The sequence below is a fragment of the Halomonas sp. KHS3 genome, from assembly GCF_000830495.1.
Classification (GTDB): Bacteria; Pseudomonadota; Gammaproteobacteria; order Pseudomonadales; family Halomonadaceae; genus Vreelandella; species Vreelandella titanicae.
In genome coordinates, this window is sequence record NZ_JWHY01000015.1 from 58,318 (window position 1) to 65,084 (window position 6,767).

Here is a 6,767-nt window from a genome sequence, read left to right on the forward strand (position 1 = left end):
GCATTTCACACCAGCTTGCCCCACTCCTGTGCAGTGAGCAAATACTTGCAAGGTAGGGCGTTTTGTCCCAAGCTCAACCTATATTGACCGATCGGTCAACACAATTCCGGTCTATACAATAACAGTGGAGTTCGGCATGGCAACGATGACGTTCCTGCTCAATGGTACCCCTCAGCGGTGTAACGTTTCACCCGACGCCAGTATTTTAACGCTACTGCGCGAGCATTTGGCCCTAACGGGCACCAAAGAGGGCTGCGCTTCCGGTGACTGTGGCGCCTGCACCGTGGCGATTGGCGAGTCAACGGCTGGTAGCCAAAAGTTTACCAGCGCTAACGCCTGTATTACGCCCGCTCACCAGCTACAGGGCAGGCACTTGGTCACCATTGAAGGGTTATCGGAAAAAGGTCACCTGCACCCAGCTCAGGAAGCGATGATCGAATGCCATGGCAGTCAGTGTGGTTTTTGTACGCCAGGTATCGTTATGTCGCTTTTCACCTTGCATAGCGATCTTACTCAACGCCCTACTCCGCTCTTACAAGAACTATCACCTGAACGCCTAGAAGCCGCTCTGGGCGGTAATTTGTGCCGCTGCACCGGCTATCGCCCTATTCGAGATGCGGCGCTGCGTATGAATGATACGCCCTATGAGCGCCCTCAGTGGTTCGACGCGACGTTGCCAGCGTCAGAAAGCGACACTCAGACCGCCGATTCGGCAGGAACTGCGCCATTTTTTGCTCAGCCAGCGTCTTTGGAAGAGCTAACGCAATTGCGTCGCGCAACTCCCCAGGCGCGCTTGGTGGCAGGCGGTACTGATCTTTGGTTGGAGATCACTCAGCGCTTGGCGCCGCTTGATCAGTTGATTGACGTTTCCCGGGTTGCCGAGCTATTGACGGTTGAAGAGGCTACCCATGGACATCAAACCGGCTGGTGGATAGGCGCCGGGGTTACCTATACCCAGCTCGAACCGCTATTTGAAAAGCACTTTCCTGCGTTTGCTCACCTGCTGCACCGGCTTGGCTCCCAGCAAATTCGTAATCGGGGAACACTGGGTGGCAATATCGCCAATGCCTCTCCTATTGGTGATACGCCACCCGTGCTACTTGCCTTGGGAGCTCAGGTGGAACTTGCCAGCACAAACGGCAAGCGTTGCTTAGCGCTGGAGGATTTCTTCCTTGATTACAAAAAGACCGCTTTGGCGGCTGATGAAGTCGTTTCGCGGATTTTCATTCCGCAGCCGGTTGAGGACAGTCAATTACGCGTTTGGAAGTTATCCAAGCGTCGCGAAGATGATATCTCTGCGCTACTCGGTGCCTTTAGCTACCGCATTGAACAAGGCACCTTGCACGATGTACGCATCGCTTTTGGGGGAATGGCCGCTACTCCCAAACGCGCGAAAGCTGCTGAAGCAGCGCTCGAAGGTTGCACCATAGCTGCGGAAGCTTTTCGCGCCGCTCAGCAGGCACTTGATGACGACTTCCAGCCCATGAGTGATGTGCGGGGCAGTCAGCATTATCGCCAGCAAGCTGCCAAGAACCTGCTTGAACGTCTCTATCTTTCTCTCTTAGCGCCCGACCACGAGGTGATGCTCCATGCGTACGCTCACTAAACTGGACGGCGATAGCAGCCGTGCTCGCCGTGAACTACACGACCACATTCAAGGCTCAGGGCCCTTGGCACGTCATACGGTGGACAGTAATGGCCAGCGACAGGCGGGAAGCGCAAGTTTTCACGAAAGTGCTGAAAAGCACGTCACCGGCAAGGCCGCTTATATTGACGACTTGGTACTCCCCGCAGATGCCCTGCATGTGGCGCTTGGCCTATCGCCCGTCGCCCACGGCACCTTAACGCAGCTTGATCTCAGCAAGGTGAAAGAGGCACCAGGGGTAGTCGATGTGATTACCTTTCATGAAGTGCCAGGGCATACCGATATCGGGCCGGTCTTTCCGGGCGATCCCATTTTTGTCGATCAAGCGATCAGCTACGCAGGCCAATGCCTCTTCGCCGTTGCCGCAACGTCGCTGCAGGCCGCACGTCGTGCCGTCAAGCTAGCCGCCATTAGCATAGACGAGCAACCTGCCAGTTTAGATCCGGTGGCCGCAACGGAGCGTGAGGAGTTTGTGCGCCCGACTCATGTGCAGACCCGTGGTGATTGGCAGCAGGCGCTTGATCAAGCGGAACAGCTGATTGAGGGTGAGCTATTCGTCGGTGGCCAAGAGCACTTCTATCTGGAAGGCCAGGCCTGCGTGGTTCACCCCACCGAGGATGAGGGCGTTGTCGTCCATACCTCCAACCAGCACCCCAGCGAAACCCAGAAGCTGGTGGCGGAGGTGCTCGATATTCCTTTTCATGCCGTGACCGTAGAAGTGCGCCGTATGGGTGGTGGCTTTGGTGGCAAAGAGACTCAGGCCTCCCCCTGGGCGTGTATCGCCGCGATTATTGCCCGCCGCACAGGCAAGACGGTGCGACTCCGCTTACCGCGCAGTGAAGATATGCGCGCCACGGGTAAACGCCACCCTTTCCATAACCGCTATCGACTCGCCATTGATGCTGAGGGCGTTATTCAGGGTGGTGCGATCACGGTGATCGGTGACTGCGGCTACTCGCCGGATCTTTCCGACGCTATCGTTGATCGCGCTATGTTCCACGCCGACAACGCCTACTCGCTGGGGGACGCCCAGGTAGTCGGTCATCGAGCAAAAACCCATACCGCCTCTAATACCGCATTTCGGGGCTTCGGTGGCCCCCAAGGGATGATGATTATCGAAGCGGCCATGGATGATATTGCCCGCCAGATTGGCGAAGACCCACTGACTGTACGTAAGCGTAACTTCTACCGCGATGGCCGCGAGGTGACTCACTACGGCCAGCAGGTCGACCAGCGGCAACTCCTGCATACGCTCGTTGAAACCCTAGAAAGCGACAGCGATTACTGGACACGGCGCAAAGCAGCCAGTGACTTCAACGCCACCAGCCCTATCATTAAAAAAGGACTGGCACTTACCCCGGTTAAATTTGGCATTTCGTTTACCGCCCAGCACCTTAATCAGGCGGGTGCTCTTCTGCATGTTTACACTGACGGCAGCGTGATGATTAATCACGGCGGTACCGAGATGGGCCAAGGGCTACATACTAAAATTTGTCAGGTAGTGGCTCGGGAGCTGGGCCTGGACCTGGAGAAGGTACGCATTACCGCTACGCGAACCGATAAAGTCCCCAATACCTCCCCTACCGCCGCCTCTAGCGGTGCTGACTTAAACGGTATGGCCGCGCGGGATGCCGCCAGTAAACTGCGAGAACGCCTGTTCGATTTTGCCGCCGAGCACTATTCAGAGGGCTTGGATCGGGAAGGGATGCGCCTGGAAGATGGCATGCTAGTGGCCGGGTTCGGCGAGAGCGAGCGCCGCATACCTTGGGGTGAGTTGGTGCAAACAGCCTACCTCAATCGCATATCGCTATCTGAAAAAGGCTTCTACGCCACACCGCTTATTCACTATGATCGTTCAGTTGGTCAAGGTCGGCCCTTCTACTACTACGCGTTTGGCGCGGCAGTGGCAGAAGTAAGCGTGGATACCTTGAGCGGGGAGTATCAGGTCGATCGTGTCGATATCTTGCACGACGTGGGAGACTCACTAAACCCAGCCATTGATATTGGTCAGGTGGAGGGCGGTTTTATTCAAGGAAGGGGCTGGTTGACCAGTGAAGAGCTTAAGTGGAACGACAAAGGCGTGCTTGTCAGCGATGGCCCGGCGACCTATAAAATCCCTACCTTTGGCGACCTACCGCCCGTCTTCAATGTCGCGCTAATGGAAGGCCATCCCAATTCGATGGCCAGTCTCTACCGTTCAAAAGCAGTCGGTGAGCCCCCTTTAATGCTCGGTATCAGTGTGTGGTCAGCGCTGCGTGATGCGCTATCGAGCCTTACTGGTTACGCCATCTCTCCCCACTTAGATACACCGGCCACACCAGAGCGGGTCATGCTGGCAGCCAACGCTATCAGGAAGAAAGTGCTGTGAGTTCTAGTCAAAACCCAGAAAGCTGGCATGCAGCGCTACACCGCTTACAGCGCGACGGCATACCGCATGTATTAGCCACTCAGGTAACCAGCGCAGGCTCCACTCCCCGGGAGCCTGGCGCACGCATGGTGATCACCAACGATGCGATCTTCGATACACTAGGTGGCGGTACCTTTGAGTGGCAAACCATTACCGCTGCACGTGCTTGTTTGACAGAAAAACGCTATGGCCTCAGTTTGGAAGCCTTCTCTTTGGGCGGACGAAGCGGTCAGTGCTGTGGTGGGTTCGTTAATATCCTATTGGAAGCCTTTCCAGGCACTACAACGCACATAGCGATCTTTGGTGCAGGGCACGTAGGGCAGCAACTGGTAAAGCTAAGTGCGCCGCTTCCCTGGCAATTACACTGGTACGATAGCCGAAGCGATGCGTTTGCCGAGCAGTACCATCAGCAGCAGCCGCGACTTAGCTGTTATTCACTCCAAGATGCACAGCAAAGTGTTGCCGCCTTACCTGCTGATAGCCACGCACTGGTATTGACGCACAACCATGACGAAGACTATGCGCTGATCAAAGCGCTGATCGCGCGCGATGACATCGCGTCGATTGGGCTAATTGGTTCTGACAGCAAATGGGCAAGCTTTGAAGGACGCCTTAAGCGCGATGGTTACTCCGCCGATCAAATTGCGCAGGTGCGATGCCCCATCGGCCACATCCACGCCACTAAGCTGAGTAATAAAACGCCCTATGCGATTGCTTTAACGGTGGTGGCTGAACTGCTTTGGCTAACGGACACGCCCTCTTCGCAAGAAAACCGTGGCCTTGACCCCCAGGCAGTGCGAACGCTAATGACCGATTCTCCGACGACCCCGAGTTGATATGACTTCTTCTACCGATACGTTCATTCGTGCTGAATTGATTAGTTTTGCCCGTGACCCTGGCGATGGCAATACACCTGAACCGGGCAGCTTAGAGCATTACGGCGACGGACTGCTCTGGTTGAAAGGCCAGCATATTCATGCCGTCGGCCATTTCACCGAACTCTCACCTTTGCTACCCAAAGGGGCTGACGTTCTTGATTATCGTGACAAGCTGATTATGCCGGGGTTTATCGATACCCATGTGCACTATGTGCAGCTGGATATCATGGCTTCTTATGGCCGCCAACTGCTTGACTGGCTAAACGACTACACCTTTCCTGAAGAGTGTCGCTTTGCTAATCATGCCCACGCTGAAGCGCTGTCTAATGCTTTTTTGGATGAGATGCTACGCGCGGGCACTACCACTGCCCAGGTATTCGGTTCTAGCCACCCCGGCTCCGTAGATGCATTTTTCACCGCCTGCCAAAAACGCCAGCTGCGCATGCTGGTGGGCAAGGTTTTGATGGATCGTAATGCGCCAGAGGCGCTGATGGACGGTGCATCTGGTATTGCTGACAGCGAGCGACTTATTGAGGATTGGCACGGCAATGGCCGACTGGGCTATAGCGTCACACCACGTTTTGCGCCGACTTCAACTAAGACGCAAATGGACGCTGCCGGCGCTCTCTTACGTAATGATCCTAGCCTTTGGTTACAGACCCACTTGGCTGAAAACAGTGGCGAGTTAGACTGGGTAGCCGAACTGTTTCCAGGCAGCCGCGACTACCTGGCCGTGTATGAGGAGGCAGGCTTAGTCGGACCCCGTAGCACCTTCGCTCATGGCATTCACCTCGATAACGGCATGCGCAAACGCTTGGCGGATCGAGGAGCCAATATTGCCTTTTGCCCCAGCTCCAATCTTTTTCTGGGTAGCGGGTTATTCGACCGCGAAGCAGCCAAACAGACGGGCATGGCATATACGTTTGCCAGCGATATCGGCGCAGGCACTGATTTATCAGGATTTGGAACGCTTAAAGCGGCCTATCAAGTGGGTCAACTAGGCGGACAGCCCCTTACCGCATGGCAGGGCTTTTATGGCTTAACCATGGGTAATGCAAAAGCTCTCTCGCTGGATAGCCACATCGGTCAATTGGCGCCTACCCTTGAGGCTGACTTTGTGGTGATTGACACCCAGGCAACATCGCTACTCTCTCGACGAATCAATCACTGCACCACGCTTGGTGAGCGGCTGTTTGCGCTCATGATGCTGGCGGATGATCGCGCTATTTATGAGACCTGGGCAGGCGGGCAGTGCCAGCATCGAAGGGATGTATAAAAGTGAGGCGTGAGGCGTGAGGCGTGAGGCGTGAGGCGTGAGGCGTGAGGCGTGAGGCGTGAGGCGTGAGGCGTGAGGCGTGAGGCGTGAGGCGTGAGGCGGAACAGGATATTGGGAAGCCCCCCATTAACCAACGTTTTCTACTCACTATTCCCCCTCACTCCTCACTATTTACCCCTCACGCCCATGCAAAAAAAATCCCCCAAGGCATCAGCCCTGGGGGATTTTTCATAATAAGTGCCTGACGATGACCTACTCTCGCATGGGGAGACCCCACACTACCATCGGGTTTCACTTCTGAGTTCGGCAAGGGATCAGGTGGTTCACGCGTGCTATGGTCGTCAGGCGTAACTGTTAATGTACATCATGCTGTTTGTGATCGTCTCAATGCCTGCCGCCCTGGCGTTATGTCGCTTGGGCCACACGCTGCGTATCCGGTGTTTTAATGTTGCGTCATCATCGCGACCAGACCCCTTGGGTGTTATAGGGTCAAGCCTCACGGGCCATTAGTACACGTTAGCTCAACGCCTTGCAGCGCTTCCACACCGTGCCTATCAACCA

4 protein-coding genes and 1 rRNA gene are annotated in these 6,767 nt (G+C 55.5%); 4 read left to right on the plus strand and 1 reads right to left on the minus strand.

Translation table 11 applies throughout. The features are described 5' to 3' along the window. Positions 1-136: 136 nt before the first annotated feature. Genes xdhA through guaD form a run of 4 tightly spaced genes read left to right on the plus strand, consistent with a single transcriptional unit; the run spans position 137 to position 6,206 of the window. The gene (xdhA, locus tag RO22_RS22725; RefSeq protein WP_041159469.1) at positions 137-1,606 is read left to right on the plus strand and encodes a xanthine dehydrogenase small subunit; all 1,470 of its coding nucleotides are present in this window, start codon (positions 137-139) and stop codon (positions 1,604-1,606) included. Further along, on the plus strand, positions 1,590-4,013 hold the full coding sequence (xdhB, locus tag RO22_RS22730) for a xanthine dehydrogenase molybdopterin binding subunit (protein ID WP_041159470.1): 2,424 nt from the start codon (positions 1,590-1,592) through the stop codon (positions 4,011-4,013). Before xdhA ends, xdhB begins: the two co-directional genes overlap by 17 nt. Further along, on the plus strand, positions 4,010-4,888 hold the full coding sequence (gene xdhC, locus RO22_RS22735; RefSeq protein ID WP_027959592.1) for a xanthine dehydrogenase accessory protein XdhC: 879 nt from the start codon (positions 4,010-4,012) through the stop codon (positions 4,886-4,888). The genes xdhB and xdhC overlap by 4 nt, the downstream gene beginning before the upstream one ends. A gap of 1 nt (position 4,889) precedes the next feature. Beyond that, on the plus strand, positions 4,890-6,206 hold the full coding sequence (gene guaD, locus RO22_RS22740; protein ID WP_041159471.1) for a guanine deaminase: 1,317 nt from the start codon (positions 4,890-4,892) through the stop codon (positions 6,204-6,206). A gap of 239 nt (positions 6,207-6,445) precedes the next feature. On the opposite strand, the gene rrf is transcribed toward guaD, so the two are convergent. Further along, positions 6,446-6,552, minus strand: a 5S ribosomal RNA gene (rrf, locus tag RO22_RS22745). Positions 6,553-6,767 lie beyond the last annotated feature (215 nt).

Bases quoted from the DNA above. Each gene is read 5' to 3' on its own strand.
- guaD (WP_041159471.1), top strand. From the start codon at position 4,890: ATGACTTCTTCTACCGATACGTTCATTCGTGCTGAATTGATTAGTTTT.
- xdhA (WP_041159469.1), top strand. From the start codon at position 137: ATGGCAACGATGACGTTCCTGCTCAATGGTACCCCTCAGCGGTGTAAC.
- xdhB (WP_041159470.1), top strand. From the start codon at position 1,590: ATGCGTACGCTCACTAAACTGGACGGCGATAGCAGCCGTGCTCGCCGT.